Raw genomic sequence first — 16,656 nt, forward strand, 5'->3', positions numbered from 1 at the left:
TGCTAACAACATCCTCTAACTGAATCGCTACGTATCCCCTTTTTCACAGAGATAGACGGGCTAGCTTCGTACGCTTTTTTAAAAAAAATTGCCCCGTTCCATAAACCATAAAAAAACGGACTCGCCATCCGGCAAGTCCGTCGGTTGATGTTAAATATGCCAAGACACATGATTGCACAGAAATACGGAAGGTGCAGATAAACCGATCTCACTGTGAAAAAACTCTTCAATGCATCATCAAAGCTGTGCAAAATTTTCCCAAAAACTTGGGATTCTTTCGGATTCCAAAAAATAAAAAAGACCGCAAACGCAGTCATACCGAGGGTTTCGTGATTTTCAACCTGAAACGATCGGATATCAGAATGGAGACGGTGGGAGTCGAACCCACGTCCAGAGATATCGCCACTTAAGCATCTACGAGCGTAGTCGGTATATTTCGGTTTCGCTGCATCTTCCGCCTACCGACAGGCCTCCGAGCAGCTAGCCTGATTGTTCTCTTCCCTCGTCCTCAGGCGGCGGACTCGGGCGTAGCCCACTCGTTATGAGCCCCTGCACCACCACGTGGGCGATGGCGGGAGGAGCTAGCTGCGTTTAATTAGGCAGCTAAAGCGTAGTTTTCTTTGCCAGTTATCTTTAAGTGACGTTTTTTACGAGGACGATCCCCTCGGCTCGCAGCTTAAGCGCGACCTATCCCTGTCGAATCCGTATCGTCCCCGTGATGGAGAAGCGATAACGATAAGCTTAAGCTTTGGATAACTGGCCTTTGCATTATTGATTATAACATAATGCATTTAGTTTTCAATGATGAAGTTTTGGAATCATATTTTTTGCCGTTTGTGTTATTTATTATAACATAATGCACTTAATTTTCAATTGTAAATTTTTGGAATTATATTTTTTGTCGTTCGCGAAAAGCACGTTCGATTTCCCGTTGCGCTTCTCTTCGCTTCATATCTTCGCGTTTGTCATATTTTTTCTTTCCTTTGCCAACGCCTAACAACACTTTGGCAAAACCGTTTTTAATATATAGCTTTAACGGAACGAGCGTATAGCCTTGTTCTTTTGTGTAACCAATCAGCTTATTAATTTCACGGCGATGAAGAAGAAGCTTTCTTGTCCGCAATGGGTCATGGTTATAACGGTTCCCTTGTTCATACGGACTAATATGCATATTATGAAGAAATACTTCCCCTTTTTCGACCTTTGCAAATGAATCCTTTAAATTAACTTTTCCAGCGCGAATCGATTTAATTTCTGTTCCTTGCAGGACAATCCCCGCTTCATACGTTTCTTCGATAAAATAATCGTGATGCGCTTTTTTGTTTTGGGCAATCAGTTTCCCTTCACCTTTTGGCATACGACGTCCTTCCTCCTCATATCGTGCAACTATGATTTTAACAAAAAACGTGAAGAAGGAAAAGTCTCATGCTATCGAGACTTTTCCTTATCGTTTTTTCTTTTTCTTCTTTTTTGCTTTTAGCTGTGGAACGTCTTCGTAAAATTTCTTTGATTTTTTCGCTTTTCCATTTTGTTTATTTGTTTTTTTCCGCTTTTTCCCTTCAATAACGACAGGTGCACTTTTTGCCTCTTTAGGACGGCGGCCTTTCATGCCGACAATTTCAAAGTCGACGATCCGCTCATCTTTGTTCACGTTAATGACACGCACGGTAATCTCATCGCCGATGCGGTACACTTTTCCGGTTCGCTCACCGATCATGGCGTAATGCCGTTCATCATAGCGATAATAGTCGTCCGTTAAGTAGCTGACATGAACAAGCCCTTCGATCGTGTTCGGCAGTTCGACAAAGAGGCCAAAGTTCGTAACGGAGCTAATAATTCCGTCAAACTCCATGCCGATTTTATCTTCCATAAACTCTGTTTTCTTCAAATCATCCGTTTCCCGCTCGGCTTCCACAGCGCGGCGCTCCATATCGGATGCGTGTTCAGCGATGTCTGGAAGCTTTTCGGCCCATTTTCGTTGGGTTTGTTCATCCATTTGCCCATTAATTAAGTACGTGCGAATGAGACGGTGCACAATTAAGTCTGGATAACGGCGGATCGGAGATGTAAAATGCGTATAAAAATCGGTCGATAATCCGTAGTGACCGAGACTTTCCGCGTCATAGCGCGCCTGCTTCATCGAGCGAAGCATCACCGTCGATATGACCATTTCTTCCGGCTCGCCGCGAACCGCTTCTAAAATTTCTTGGAGCGCGCGCGGATGAATTTGGTTTCCTGTCCCTTTGACGACGTAGCCAAAGTTTGTAATAAATTCGAGAAAACGCTGCAGCTTTTCTGGTTTTGGATCTTCGTGAACACGATAAATAAACGGAACGTTTAACCAATGAAAATGTTCAGCGACCGTTTCGTTCGCCACCAGCATAAATTCTTCAATAAGCCGCTCCGCCACCGATCGTTCACGAAGCACGACATCATAAGGTTTTCCATTCTCATCCACAAGCACTTTTGCTTCTTTAAAATCGAAATCAATCGCACCGCGCTTCATCCGTTTATTGCGCAAAATTTCCGCAAGCTCTGCCATCAATTCAAACATCGGCACAAGCGGTTCGTATTTTTTTCTTAGTTCCTCGTCTTTATCAACGAGAATTTTGTTCACATCCGAATACGTCATCCGCTCTGTCGTACGAATGACGCTTTGAAAAATTTCATGGCTGACGACTTCGCCGCGTTCGTTAATTTCCATTTCACATGAAAGTGTTAAGCGATCGACTTTCGGATTTAAGGAGCAAATGCCGTTCGATAAACGATGCGGAATCATCGGAATGACGCGATCCACCAAATAAACGCTTGTCCCTCGTTCGTACGCCTCCCGGTCAATCGGAGATCCTTCTTCCACATAGTAGCTGACGTCAGCAATATGAACGCCAAGCTTGTAATTCCCGTTCTCAAGCTTCGTGACCGTGACAGCGTCGTCTAAGTCTTTTGCGTCTTCGCCGTCAATCGTGACAATCATTTGATCGCGCAAATCGCGGCGGCCTTGCAAATCTTTTTCCGTAATCGTATCGGAAATGCTATTGGCGTGTTCGATGACTTCATCTGGAAATTGCAAAGGAAGGCCGTGTTTATGAATAATCGCTAAAATATCAACACCTGGGTCGTTTTTATGTCCGAGAATTTTAATAACTTCTCCTTCGGCGCTCATTCGTCCTTGCGGGTACGATGTCAACCGCACAACCACTTTATGTCCTTCCACAGCACCGTTAGCGGCATGTTTCGGAATAAAAATGTCATTGACAATTTTTTTATCATCCGGAATGACAAATCCGAAATACTTGCTTTCCGTATAAGTTCCGACAACTTCGGTGACACCGCGTTCTAAAATCCGTACAACCGTTCCTTCCCTGCGGGCGCCTGACGATTCGGAATGCACACGCACTAATACGGTATCGCCATGCATCGCGTTTTTCATCTCGGAAGGCGGGATGAAAATATCGTCGAGCGACGGATCTTCCGGCACAACGAAAGCAAACCCTTTTGCGTGTCCGGACACTTTTCCGCGCACTAAGTTCATTTTTTCCGGCACACCGTAGCGATTGCTTCTCGTACGCACAACAAGCCCTTGTTCTTCCATAGCGACAAGCGCCTTTACAAATTCCTTAAACTCGGCCGCATCGGTAATACCGAACGCTTCTTCCAACTCTTGAACAGTAAGAGGCTTGTACGCCTCGTCCCGCATAAACGTTAAAATTCGATCGACTAATGATTGATCCATCATTTTCCCTCCTTTCAATATGATTACCAATCTAACGACTCTAAAAACTCAAAAATATCTTCATGCAGCTGTTCTTTTTCTTTATCTAGCGTAATGACATGGCCCGATTCTTCATACCATTTGATTTTTTTCACTGGTGATTCAATACCGTTATAAATAATATTGGCACTATCAGGGTTAATCATTTCATCGTGGCGCGCTTGCACGACAAATGTCGGCGCATAAATCAAGTCGATATGGTTGCGTACATCCGCAATCAGCTCTTGCAGCGCCTTTAACGTTTTCATCGGCGTCTTTTTAAACTCTTCCATTTCTTTTTCAATTTGTTCTGGTGTTTTTCCTTCCCGTTTTTTATATTCGCGTGCATACTTTAGCACACCTTGATACATGGTTTCTTCGCTTTTAATATACATCGGCGCACACATTGGAATAATTCCCACTACAGGTACAGTGTAACTTAATTTGAGGGAAAATACGCCTCCAAGCGATAATCCTGCCACTGCAATTTTTTCGTATCCTTTATTTTTTAAAAATTCATAAGCGTTCATTACATCTTGCCACCAGTCATCCGGTCCGGTATGTACAAGCTCTTCTGGCGGCACCCCATGGCCTTTATAAATTGGCGCATGGCATGTATATCCTTTTGATTCAAGAAAACGTCCCAACATTCTTACATCCGACGAGTTTCCAGTAAAACCATGGAGCAATAAAACCGCACGTTCTCCTGCTTCAAAGAAAAATGGCTTTGGTGGGACGATCTTCATGATGCACAACTCCTTTCTTTTTATGAAAAAACAGAAAAGGCAGCCCGAGTAAATGGTTGGACCGCCCCCATTGTTTTCATCATTAAAGTTGCATATACGTCACCGCAATCGATAATACAAAAAACAACACTGCCAGCACAACCGTAATGCGCTGCAATACCGCGTCCAATCCGCGCGCTTTTTGCTTTCCAAACAGCTGCTCCGCACCGCCTGTAATGGCGCCGGAAAGGCCCGCGCTTCTTCCCGATTGCAACAAAACGATCACGATAAGTCCAATCGAAACAATGACTAACAATGTGACAAGCAGCGTATGCATGTCCACTCCTCCTTAAAAAACGCACATTGCAATATTTAAAATATATCATAAATTTTTTATTACTACAATAGTGAGTATGGAAATATACAATAAATGTAACTATTCACCCCAGTGCTAGTGTATAAAAAAGCCCAGCACAAATAGGGCATTTCGGTCATAGAAAATGCCCTAGGTAGCGGAAAGAACTCGATCGATCGTTTCGCCTGCCAACAGAAGACATAACAATAAATCAAGAAGTCGCTTTAACGAGTTAATTTCTCATCTGCAGTTATCTTCCTGGTTGTAGGAATGTTACTTTTAAGTGGAGTAGAGAAAATGTTTCGTTTGGATAAAATAACGTACATGCTGTGTTATTAGTTTCATTATTGCTCACAAATAAAATATTGGCATAGACCAAAAGAAGAGAAAAGACATGTATTATAAGCATAAAATCGATTCTTACGTCTATTTGTCAAAACATCGAACTATGGTTGATTTTCTTATATCATTGCTCTTTACTATTTGAACAAAAATACTAGCGTTGCATCATTATTTATTATGCAGCGCTAGTGATTTATTACGCAATTTATTCAACTGATGACCAAAAAGTCATAAAAACCATTTTGGTTGTATGCCCTCTCCTTCTATGCAGGAGATACAACCCGTAATTTATCTAAAAGCCGTTAGAAAACCAACTTAAAATTACATCTCTATCCCTTTCCTTACTACCTGAACTAATTCTTTCATTTTTAATTTACCCCTATAGTTCGTAACGCTATTAACGTAAATGATGCTGACCAGACGATTCATGAAAAAAATGCTACATACAAGCAATAGTAATGTTAGACCGATTTCCCCATAACCAGCCTCTCCAACCATAATTCTTGAAAATGTTACAATCGGTGAAAAAACGGGTATATAGGAGCTAATCACTACGATATCGCTTGATGGATTAAATAAAGATTTCATTCCAATAAATAAAGCGCACATCACAAGAATAATAATTGGTAATAAACCTGAACTTAAATCTTCTGTACGACTCACGGTAGCACCTACTGCCGCATATAGCAGCGCATAAAGCAAAAAACCTAAAATGAAATAAATCAAAAATGATACAATAACAAATAGTGAAAGATTTTGCAAATTAATATTTAGACCAAATATAGAAAGGCCGTCCGAGTCGAACCATCCTAACAAATAACTTGTACCGAATGCCAGCATAATAATAAAAAACTGAGTCAACCCTGCGAATAAAATCGCAAGAATCTTTGCGTACATCATATAAATTGGTTTTACTTTTGAAATAATTACCTCTATTACACGGGATGATTTTTCCGAAGCAATGGAGCTTGCTATCATTTGCCCAAAGGTTGCTATAAAAATATACATTAAAAAAACAAAACTATACACAATACCAAATGTTTCTCTCGTATCTTTTATAGCCTCTTTCTTTATTTTGACGTGTGTTAACAACTTGTTTACTATTTCTGGATCAGCCTTGCTTTCATCAATCACTTTCATTATATATGCTTGTTGAATTCTTTGAGAAACTGCAGCTATAAATTCAGAATCTTCATATGATTTATAAATATAGGTAATAGAAGGAGGAGTTTGCTTCTCTAAGAGGATAATTCCATCTAATTTACCGCTTTTCACATCTTTTTTTAATTTCGATAAAGAGTCTTCTCTTTCAAAATGCAGGTTGACTGACTTTAAGCCCTCATTTAGAGATTCAAGGTCCACTGAATACGGTACTTGTGAAGAAATAAAAGCAATATTTTTATCATCTTCCTTGTCTTTTGCAAATCGGTCAATACCAAATATCCCCATAATAATAAAGTAAATCACAATTGAAGAAATAACAGTGGATTTAGCAAATAACGTTTGAGTCAAATAAAATTTAAATACCGCTAAAAACTTATTCATTTTTTATTTCACCTTCTCAATAAATATTTCGTTTAAAGATGGCTCCGCTACTTGAAAATTTCGAATAGGTATGCTATTTTGCTTAAATAGATTAATCAGTTGAATTGATTCATCATAATTTTTAACCTTTATGATAATTTCTGCAGCATCTTTTTTATAAGGCAATCCTAGCTTTTTAATAAATTGTTCTGTTTCCGGCGAAGCTGTTAAAGTAAAATTTCGATAGCTATAATTTTGTTTAATTTCATCTAATTTCCCTGAAAGGACAACTCGACCTTTTTTCAATATACAAATTTTTTTACAGAATTTTTCAATTTGCTCCATTCGGTGGCTTGATAATATTACCGTTTTTCCTAATTTAATCTGTTCTTCGATAATGGAAGAAAGCAAACTTGCATTAATTGGATCCAATCCACTAAATGGCTCATCTAAAATGACAATCTCAGGATTATGCAATAAAGTACCAATTAGCTGTATTTTTTGTTGATTTCCTTTTGATAATTCATTAGCACGCATAGATTTATAATTAGATATCCCGAGTTTTTCCATCCAATAATTAATGGATTGATCAACCGATTTTTTGCTCATTCCTTCTAATCGGCCAAAAAATCGAAGCTGATCTATAATTTTACTTTTAGGATATAACCCTCTTTCCTCCGGCAAATATCCAATAGAAACGCTTGATCTATCCAGTTTTTTCCCATCCCACATAATAACTCCTTTATCCGGCTTTAATAATCCTAAAAGCATTTTGATAGTGGTTGTCTTGCCTGCCCCATTTTGACCTAATAATCCAAGGACCTCTCCTCTTTTTAAAACGAAACTGAGATTATTCACCGCTATTACATTCCCAAAAAACTTATGCAAACCATAAACCTCTAAAGTCAATTTTCCCCGCTCCCTTAATGTATTTTTATCAACCCGTGATTAGATGTTCTTATATTCGAAAAATGGTTCCCCCATGATCTTATATACGTCTCTTTAAATAGGAATACACCGCACCAAATATTCCTAAAGAGACAAAGAAATACAGCAAGATATCAACCAATTGTTCTGGAGTGATGTATCCAATCAAATTTAAAATCAGCAAGATAACAACACCTAAATAAAATAGATGAAATAAAAAACGAGTTGTCTGATATTGAATCACCACTCCTCTTTCGTCCTTTCCCTCTAAACTGCTCTGAAATTTCAATACATACATCTGCCCTACCATTCCTAAAAGCAACAGCAAGCACTTCAAGAACAGCATAATTATTCCTCCTTAAACTCAAAAATTTCAGTTAACGGTTTACCAAAGGCACGAGCAATTCGAAAAGCAAGGATTAGCGATGGATTGTACTTATTCTTTTCTAAGGCAGCAATCGTTTGACGACTAACACCCACTCTCTCCGCTAAATCCTGCTGAGTCCATCCCTTTTCAGCTCGAAAAACCACAATTCGATTGCTTAACAAAATATCACCTCCAAATACATTATAGTATTTTAATTCCAAAATGTAAAATATTTTTTACAAAATGTACAAAAAATATTACAAATAAAACAGCACAGGAATTCTGTGCTGTTTTATTTGCTTTCAATTGGTTTTTCTAAAGTTAATACAGATGGAACTTGCTGAGGATGGGACAATCGTAGCAGCTGATATCCTATGCCAGAAATCCCCAAAAACAAACCAGGTATTTCTATTTGGCGAGGAACACCTGTATTATATTTTCCATTTTGCTTTCTCTCTTGGATTACATTCATTCCAATTGCTTCAGCCATACGAACCCATTCTGTTCTCCCAAGTATCGATCCTGCCATATAAAACAGTTCCGCATTTCCTAAATCACCGTGACAAAGGCAATGGCTTCTCCCCATTCCAGACCTGAGAGTAGTAGATACAGCAGTTTCGATTTCTTGCAATAGTAACTGATCATTTAGATATGCTAAATATAAAACGCGACTTAACCCAATTCCAGCTGCACCGTGACACCATGCAGCAACAAAATCACTGCCTTTATGCTCTGAACATCTTAAATCCAACCAATTATTTTCATTTGGATCATACAGCGAACGATCATATCGAATAGCTTCTAATGCTGTCTCATAATAATCTTGTTTGGATGTTAACTTGTGTAAACGCAATAATGCCCAAGCAATACCACTAGTTCCGTGTGAAAAACCTCCCATCAAATTTTGACTGACCTGATCTCGCCATCCCACCCCTTTATCTGTCGTCACTTTGTTTTTAAGTAAATGATCACCGTACATTTGAGCAATATGAAGAGCATATTCATTTTCAAATTGTTCAGAAATATTTAAAAGAACATGGATGATACCAGCGCTGCCTCCAAGGAGATCATAAAAATTATCACTACTTACATTCCTTTCAATATTAGTTAAAACTCTATTTAAATATGAATCCCATGTTTTCTGTTTTCCATACAATGCAATAAAATGAGCTAGTGTATATAATGTTGATGCTTGTCCATAAAATGCGCTACAGAAACTTTTTGAATGAATAGGACTGTGTATAATCGTTTCAACAGCCTGTAGTGCTAATTTAGTAAAATCTTTTTCATTTGTAACCTTACCTAAATAAGCCAAGAATAATGCAATTCCACTTAAGCCATTGTACAGACTTTGATCTAAAGAAGAAACCTGCCATTGACCATAGTAATTTGTAACAAGTCCGATCCAAGCAGCATCGTTTCTGTTGCCAATGATAGCTTGTTCTGCAAGTCGGTAACCGATTTTTTTTGCCCCTTCCACAAATAAATTAGTATCGATATTGTTTAAGTCTTCTGGAGAAAAATGATATTGTTTAATGCTAATAATCTGGATGTTGAGATTCCAAAATGAAGTTTCCATAATACTGTGTAGGACGTATTATAATGCGAATTTCCACATCTTTAAACTTTGAAAGTGGTCCTGTTTCGCTAATTAGCTCTTCTTTATTATTTAAAATAATCCGCCCAGCATTTTTAAATCCTTCAATAATAAAGTCAATATAGTCTGCCGCTTCTACTATTTTTCCATTTAATTTCGGAGCATTATAATAATTTGCTTTCAAGGTTGCTTTTTTACGAACAAAACGCATTTCGTCAGTCCCTTCATTTTCTACCTGCAATATAGGTATAGGGAGCTCTTGTGCCTTTGTGCTAATACCACTTATATCTACTCCACGACCGTCTGCACTTCTGTAAAACAAATGCGGTAGTAATCCCGTGCCCAAAACTGAATTTACTACCATTAATTTTGCTTTTACCTCAGCAGTTTCCTCAATTTTCATCTCAGGAACATGATGAAATATAGTTTCCAAGTCTATTAATTTTGGTAATTCTCCATTTATTGTATTGGATACATCGAGTGTTGGTACATCTACAAACGATTCCATTCCAACAATGACCCATCTCCGATGATGTATGAAAAAACGTACAGACTCGTTTCCTTGTCTGAGAAGGAAAATTGTTGACACCTTCCTTCTCGAACAAGTTCAGCAAGCGAAGCGCGGTAGAAAAAATCTCTATTTTCTTGACATAATACCATACGCTTTTCAGATAGACTGATAAACGAAAGGAAAAGAATGGTTTAATTCGCTCTCTCCCATACGGCTCTTTCATTACCGATAGGGTCGATTTCCACGCGGCTTGACGCGCCAAAAATCATTGCCTCTCCCTTGTCAAAGTCATAAAACCGTCCATTCTTCCAGCAGCTGATCATGATTAGGATTTCCATTGCACGCAAACGAAATCCATGCATCATGCATTTGTTTGCTAATTTGTTTTCGCTCCGGCAAATTTCCGGTAAAACTCGTCACCCCTGGCTGATGAAGATTACCGAATACAAACGGTAGCTTAAGCGCATGGCACACTTTCAATCTGCCGCCCATGATTGGCTTTTTATCGTTAAAACGATACATTCTTTTATTTTTATAGAATAGGAAATAAAAAGAACCTAACCGAACGATTCGGTTAGGTTCCCTTGCTTAATCATTATTTTTTCAAGTTATAGAACGATTTAATGCCGTTGTAAATCGCTGTATCGCCAAGCTGATCTTCGATGCGAAGCAATTGATTGTATTTTGCGACGCGGTCGGTGCGGGAAGGTGCCCCTGTTTTAATTTGACCGGCGTTTGTCGCTACGGCGATGTCAGCGATCGTGCTGTCTTCCGTTTCACCAGAACGGTGGGAAACAACGGCAGTATATCCAGCGCGTTTTGCCATTTCAATCGCATCGAACGTTTCGGTTAATGTACCGATTTGGTTTACTTTAATCAGAATCGAGTTGCCGACGCCTTTTTCAATTCCTTCCGCTAGTTTTTTCGTATTTGTTACGAATAAATCGTCACCGACAAGCTGTACTTTTTTGCCAAGGCGCTCTGTTAATAGTTTGTGGCCTTCCCAGTCGTTTTCATCTAAACCGTCTTCGATCGAAATGATTGGGTATTTCGAAACAAGTTCTTCATACCATGCGACCATTTCTTCTGACGTTTTTACAACGCCTTCGCCTTCAAGATGGTATTTGTCGTCTTCTTTGTTGTAAAGCTCGGAAGAAGCAACGTCCATCGCAAGCATAACTTCTTCGCCTGGTTTGTAGCCGGCTTTTTCAATCGCTTCAATGATCGTTTGCAGCGCTTCTTCGTTCGATTTTAAGTTTGGCGCGAATCCGCCTTCGTCACCAACAGACGTATTGTATCCTTTTGCTTTTAATACCGCTTTTAAGCTATGGAAAATTTCTGCGCCCATGCGAAGCGCTTCACGGAAGCTTTTCGCGCCAACAGGCATAATCATAAATTCTTGGATGTCTACGTTGTTATCCGCATGCGCGCCGCCGTTTAAGATATTCATCATCGGTACTGGCAATGTTTTTGCGTTAAATCCGCCAAGATATTGGTATAATGGCATGTCTAATTCATCTGCTGCTGCGCGCGCTACTGCTAAAGATACGCCTAAAATCGCGTTTGCCCCTAATTTACCTTTATTTTCTGTGCCGTCTAGTTCAATTAACGTTTTGTCAATGCCAACTTGGTCTGTCACTTCAAAACCGATAATCGCTGGTGCGATAATTTCATTGACGTTTTCCACCGCTTTTAATACGCCTTTTCCAAGATAACGGCTTTTATCGCCGTCGCGCAATTCCACTGCTTCGTATTCTCCCGTTGATGCACCGCTTGGTACTAATGCGCGGCCAAAACCGCCATCTTCTGTATATACTTCGACTTCTACTGTCGGATTGCCGCGAGAGTCTAATACTTCACGTGCGTATACATCTACAATTGCAGACATGTTCACACTCTCCTTTTAATTATTTTTTTATAATTAATGTTTTTCCCGTCATTTCTTTCGGCTGTGGCAAGCCAAGCAAATCAAGCATCGTTGGCGCTAAATCGCCTAAAATTCCGTCTTTGCGAAGCTCGATGCCTTTTTTCGTTACGATCACAGGAACCGGGTTTGTCGTATGTGCGGTTTGCGGTTTGCCATCCGGCGTCAATACTTCATCCGCATTTCCGTGGTCTGCCGTAATAATGGCGATGCCACCTTTTGCAAGAATCGCATCCACAACTTTGCCAAGGCACTCATCCACCGCTTCAATCGCTTTAATCGTCGGTTCTAATTTTCCTGAGTGGCCGACCATGTCCGGGTTCGCATAGTTTAAAATGATCGCGTCGTATTTATCTGCTTCAATTTCTTTTAGGAGCGCATCAGTCACTTCGTAAGCGCTCATTTCTGGTTTTAAGTCATATGTGGCGACTTTTGGCGAGTTGATTAAAATGCGGTCTTCGCCTGGAAACTTCTCTTCCCGTCCGCCGTTCATAAAGAACGTAACGTGCGGATATTTTTCCGTTTCCGCGATGCGAAGCTGGCGCAATCCATGTTGTGATAGGACTTCACCGAGCGTATTATCTAGATTTGTCGGTTTAAACGCGACATAACCTTTTACGGTTTCACTAAAGTGTGTTAGGCATACAAAGAACAAGTTTTTCGGATGTTTCGGACCACGGTCGAACTCGCGGAAGTCTTCGTTCGTAAACGTGTTCGAAATTTGAATCGCCCGATCTGGCCGGAAGTTGTAGAAAATGATCGCGTCTTCATCTTTAATCGTCGCCACAGGCGAGCCGTCTTCACGCACGATGACCGATGGAAGCACAAACTCGTCGTAAATGCCATGTTTATAAGAATCTTCAATGCACTCAAGCGGATCGCGATAGGTTGGTCCTTCTCCATACACCATCGCGCGATATGCTTTTTCGACGCGCTCCCACCGTTTGTCGCGGTCCATCGAGTAATAACGGCCGGATAATGTCGCGATTTCCCCGACGCCATACTCTTTTATTTTTTCTTGTAATTCTTTAATATATTTCGGCGCCGTTTGCGGTCCGACATCGCGGCCATCTAAAAAGCCGTGGATGTAGACGTTTTTTACGCCTTCATTAGCGGCTAATCTTAATAGCGCATATAGATGGTTAATATGGCTATGAACGCCGCCGTCAGAGAGAAGACCGAAAATGTGCAAATTCGTTCCTTTTTCTTTGACATGATTCATCGCCGCTAAAAACGTTTCGTTGCGGTCAAACTCTCCCTCGCGAATCGCAATGTTTACGCGCGTTAAGCTTTGGTATACAATGCGGCCGGCGCCGATATTTAAGTGGCCGACTTCCGAGTTTCCCATTTGTCCTTCTGGAAGCCCGACCGCCTCGCCGCATGCAGTTAATGTAGCGTGCGGATATTCATTCCAATAACGGTCAAAGTTCGGCTTTTTTGCTTGCGCGATCGCATTTCCATATGTTTCTTCGCGAAGCGCAAATCCGTCTAAAATAATTAACGCCACTGGTTTTTTACTCATGTTGTCCAGCCTCCACTAGTTGTAAAAATGATTTCGGATCGAGGCTTGCACCGCCGACAAGGGCGCCATCAATATGTTCTTGCGCTAAAAATTCGCGAATGTTTTCCGGTTTTACGCTGCCGCCATACTGAATGCGTACAGCTTCGGCCGCTTCCGGCGAAAAGATTTTTGCAATGATTGAACGGATATGGCCGCACACTTCATTGGCATCTTCAGCGGTCGATGATTTGCCAGTGCCAATCGCCCAAACTGGTTCATAGGCGATGACCACTTGTTTTGCTTGTTCCGCGGTTAAACCGGCAAGCGCTTTTTCTACTTGCGCGCCAACAATGTCATTCGTTTTGCCGCTTTCCCGCTGTTCTAACGTTTCACCGCAGCAAACAATTGGAATAAGCCCGTGTTTAAAAGCAGCAAGCACTTTTTTATTCACCGTTTCATCCGTTTCCGCAAACATTTCGCGGCGCTCGGAATGACCGATAATCACGTAAGTAACACCAATATCTTTCAGCGCAACTGGGCTAATTTCGCCAGTAAACGCTCCTTTGTCTTCAAAATGCATATTTTGCGCGCCAATTTTTAAATCAGATCCTTGCGCACTTTGCACAAGCCGCTCTAAAAATAGGAAAGGTGCGCAAATGACGGAATCGACTTGTTCGGCAGGCGGGACAAGCCGTTTTACTTCTTCAACGAAGTTTACCGCTTCCGTCAATGTTTTATGCATTTTCCAGTTTCCTGCGATAATTCGTTTTCTCATGATTGATCCCTTCCTTTCTACGAACGGAGTTGGCGCGTTATTTATCGTTTAACGCCACCACTCCAGGAAGTTGTTTTCCTTCCATAAATTCAAGCGATGCACCGCCACCGGTGGAGATATGATCCATTTTTTCCGCTAAGCCGAATTTTTCTACTGCCGCTGCCGAATCGCCGCCGCCGATGACCGAATATGTATCGACAGCATCCGCTAACGCTTGGGCAACCGCTTTTGTTCCTTCGGCAAAAGCATCCATTTCAAATACTCCCATTGGACCATTCCAAACAACAAGCTTGGATTTCATAATGACATCGCGATAAAGCTCACGCGTTTTCGGCCCAATATCGAGCGCTTCCCAATCGCTTGGAATCTCATCAATTGCAACGACTTTCGTATTGGCGTCGTTCGCGAACCGATCGGCTACGACGACGTCAACCGGCATATAGAAATTAACTCCTTTTTCTTTCGCTTTTTCCATAAATGATTTTGCCAGTTCAATCTTATCTTCTTCTAGCAATGATTTGCCAATTTCATGGCCAAGCGCTTTAACAAACGTATACGCAAGCCCTCCACCGATAATAAGGTTGTCCACTTTATTTAGTAAGTTTTCAATGACGCCGATTTTGTCTTTTACTTTTGCGCCGCCAATGATCGCCGTAAATGGACGGTCTGGGTTAGAAAGAGCTTTTCCAAGCACTTCAATTTCTTTTTCCATTAAAAATCCAGCAACGGCTGGCAAATAGTGTGCAATTCCTTCTGTAGAAGCATGAGCCCGATGGGCAGCACCAAACGCATCGTTCACATAAATATCGGCCAATTCAGCAAATGCTTTCGCAAGCTCTGGATCGTTTTTCTCTTCACCTGGGTAAAAACGAACGTTTTCTAGAAGCAATACATCGCCTTCATTCATTTTCGAAATTGCTTCTTTTACTGCATCGCCGTATGCCTCATCAGTTTTTGTCACATGTTTTCCAAGCAGTTCACTTAAACGCCGTGCAACCGCATTTAAGCGTAATTCTTCGACGACTTTTCCTTTTGGCCGGCCAAGATGGCTCGCTAGGATCACTTTTGCACCTTGTTCCATTAAATAACGAATCGTCGGAAGTGCTGCGCGAATGCGTGTGTCGTCTGTAATCGCACCATTTTCCATCGGCACATTAAAGTCGACACGGCAAAACACTCGTTTTCCTTTCACATCTACGTCCCGAACCGTTTTTTTGTTCATGGCGCTATGCCCCCTTTTTGATGATATCGTTCCCACAAACGAAGAGGAGTGGGGATCATTTCCCCGCTCCCCTCCACCATCCTATTATAGACTTGACTGGGTGCTAAAAACAACGCCTATCCTTATAGTCCTTTGGATGCAATATATGCTGCAAGGTCGACAACACGATGAGAGTAGCCTGTTTCGTTATCGTACCAAGAAACGACTTTTACCATTTTTCCTTCCAGGACCATTGTGGAAAGCGCATCGATGGTCGAAGATGCCGTGCTGCCATTATAGTCGCGAGATACAAGCGGCTCTTCACTGTAAGCTAAAATGCCTTTTAATTCGCCTTCCGCCGCTTCTTTCAATGCTGCGTTGACTTCTTCTACTGTTACTTCTTTTTCAAGCTCCGCAACAAGGTCGACAACAGACACGTTTGGTGTTGGTACACGCATTGCCATACCGTTTAGTTTGCCTTTTAGTTCAGGAAGTACAAGGGCAACTGCTTTTGCCGCACCTGTTGTTGTCGGAATAATCGATTCCGCTGCAGCACGCGCACGGCGCAAATCTTTATGAGGCAAGTCTAAAATTTGTTGGTCGTTCGTATAAGCGTGAACTGTTGTCATCATTCCGCGAACAATACCGAATTTTTCATGAAGCACTTTTGCAAATGGCGCTAAGCAGTTCGTTGTACAAGAAGCGTTGGAAATAATGTGATGGTTCGCAGGATCGTATTTGTCTTGGTTTACACCCATCACGATCGTAATATCTTCGTCTTTCGCCGGTGCGGAAATGATTACTTTTTTCGCGCCAGCCTCTAAATGTTTTGCCGCGTCTTCACGTTTCGTGAAGCGACCTGTCGATTCAACGACAATGTCCACACCTAATTCGTTCCATGCTAGTTTAGCTGGGTCGCGCTCCGCTTTTACAACGATTTCTTTTCCGTTTACAACGATATTATTGCCATTCACTGATACTTCCGCGTCTAATTTTCCGTGAACAGAATCATATTTCAAAAGATGAGCTAATGTGTTTGCATCCGTTAAGTCATTTACCGCCACTACTTCAATATTCGGATTTTTTAATGCCGCACGAAAAACATTGCGACCAATACGTCCAAAACCGTTAATACCAATTTTTACTGCCATGGATA

At 41.1% G+C, this 16,656-nt stretch carries 16 protein-coding genes and 1 other RNA gene; all 17 read right to left on the minus strand.

Going from position 1 to position 16,656, the window contains the following annotated elements; all coding sequences use genetic code 11:
* Window positions 1-360: 360 nt before the first annotated feature.
* The 17 genes from ssrA to gap all read right to left on the minus strand — a co-directional run bounded on the left by ssrA (window position 361) and on the right by gap (window position 16,651).
* Window positions 361-715, minus strand: a transfer-messenger RNA (tmRNA) gene (gene ssrA / locus B9L23_RS17350).
* Window positions 716-889: 174 nt separating this feature from the next.
* Window positions 890-1,357, minus strand: a complete 468-nt coding sequence (gene smpB / locus B9L23_RS17355) for an SsrA-binding protein SmpB (RefSeq protein WP_062678964.1) — start codon at window positions 1,355-1,357, stop codon at window positions 890-892.
* An 87-nt stretch (window positions 1,358-1,444) separates the two neighbouring features.
* Entirely contained in the window at window positions 1,445-3,733 is a 2,289-nt protein-coding gene (gene rnr, locus B9L23_RS17360; protein WP_089098083.1) for a ribonuclease R, read from the minus strand.
* 23 nt (window positions 3,734-3,756) lie between these two features.
* The gene (locus B9L23_RS17365) at window positions 3,757-4,497 is read right to left on the minus strand and encodes an alpha/beta hydrolase (protein WP_141103875.1); all 741 of its coding nucleotides are present in this window, start codon (window positions 4,495-4,497) and stop codon (window positions 3,757-3,759) included.
* Window positions 4,498-4,579: 82 nt separating this feature from the next.
* Window positions 4,580-4,813: a preprotein translocase subunit SecG gene (gene secG / locus B9L23_RS17370; RefSeq protein ID WP_015865018.1), complete on the minus strand. Its 234-nt coding sequence runs from the start codon at window positions 4,811-4,813 to the stop codon at window positions 4,580-4,582.
* Between the two features lie 681 nt (window positions 4,814-5,494).
* Window positions 5,495-6,718, minus strand: a complete 1,224-nt coding sequence (locus B9L23_RS17375) for an ABC transporter permease (RefSeq protein WP_062755724.1) — start codon at window positions 6,716-6,718, stop codon at window positions 5,495-5,497.
* 3 nt (window positions 6,719-6,721) lie between these two features.
* A complete protein-coding gene (locus B9L23_RS17380) occupies window positions 6,722-7,606 on the minus strand; it encodes an ABC transporter ATP-binding protein (RefSeq protein WP_089098084.1) in 885 nt (294 codons plus the stop codon).
* Window positions 7,607-7,685: 79 nt separating this feature from the next.
* Window positions 7,686-7,970, minus strand: coding sequence for a hypothetical protein (locus B9L23_RS17385; protein ID WP_062755720.1), 285 nt, complete (start codon window positions 7,968-7,970; stop codon window positions 7,686-7,688).
* 2 nt (window positions 7,971-7,972) lie between these two features.
* The gene (locus tag B9L23_RS17390; protein ID WP_062755718.1) at window positions 7,973-8,173 is read right to left on the minus strand and encodes a helix-turn-helix transcriptional regulator; all 201 of its coding nucleotides are present in this window, start codon (window positions 8,171-8,173) and stop codon (window positions 7,973-7,975) included.
* Between the two features lie 110 nt (window positions 8,174-8,283).
* A complete protein-coding gene (locus B9L23_RS17395) occupies window positions 8,284-9,570 on the minus strand; it encodes a type 2 lanthipeptide synthetase LanM family protein (RefSeq protein ID WP_245842445.1) in 1,287 nt (428 codons plus the stop codon).
* Entirely contained in the window at window positions 9,530-10,096 is a 567-nt protein-coding gene (locus B9L23_RS21230) for a DUF4135 domain-containing protein (RefSeq protein WP_245842446.1), read from the minus strand. Before B9L23_RS21230 ends, B9L23_RS17395 begins: the two co-directional genes overlap by 41 nt.
* 291 nt (window positions 10,097-10,387) lie before the next feature.
* Complete coding sequence (locus tag B9L23_RS17400) at window positions 10,388-10,621, minus strand: carboxylesterase family protein (protein ID WP_081189307.1); 234 nt, start codon at window positions 10,619-10,621, stop codon at window positions 10,388-10,390.
* A gap of 73 nt (window positions 10,622-10,694) precedes the next feature.
* On the minus strand, window positions 10,695-11,987 hold the full coding sequence (gene eno, locus B9L23_RS17405; protein ID WP_089098085.1) for a phosphopyruvate hydratase: 1,293 nt from the start codon (window positions 11,985-11,987) through the stop codon (window positions 10,695-10,697).
* Window positions 11,988-12,006: 19 nt separating this feature from the next.
* Window positions 12,007-13,545, minus strand: coding sequence for a 2,3-bisphosphoglycerate-independent phosphoglycerate mutase (gene gpmI, locus B9L23_RS17410; protein WP_081189306.1), 1,539 nt, complete (start codon window positions 13,543-13,545; stop codon window positions 12,007-12,009).
* Window positions 13,538-14,299: a triose-phosphate isomerase gene (gene tpiA / locus B9L23_RS17415; RefSeq protein ID WP_089098086.1), complete on the minus strand. Its 762-nt coding sequence runs from the start codon at window positions 14,297-14,299 to the stop codon at window positions 13,538-13,540. The genes gpmI and tpiA overlap by 8 nt, the downstream gene beginning before the upstream one ends.
* A gap of 37 nt (window positions 14,300-14,336) precedes the next feature.
* Entirely contained in the window at window positions 14,337-15,521 is a 1,185-nt protein-coding gene (locus B9L23_RS17420; protein ID WP_062755709.1) for a phosphoglycerate kinase, read from the minus strand.
* 122 nt (window positions 15,522-15,643) lie between these two features.
* Window positions 15,644-16,651: a type I glyceraldehyde-3-phosphate dehydrogenase gene (gene gap, locus B9L23_RS17425; RefSeq protein WP_062755707.1), complete on the minus strand. Its 1,008-nt coding sequence runs from the start codon at window positions 16,649-16,651 to the stop codon at window positions 15,644-15,646.
* Window positions 16,652-16,656 lie beyond the last annotated feature (5 nt).

This window comes from Parageobacillus galactosidasius, assembly GCF_002217735.1.
In the GTDB taxonomy this organism is placed as follows: domain Bacteria; phylum Bacillota; class Bacilli; order Bacillales; family Anoxybacillaceae; genus Parageobacillus_B; species Parageobacillus_B toebii.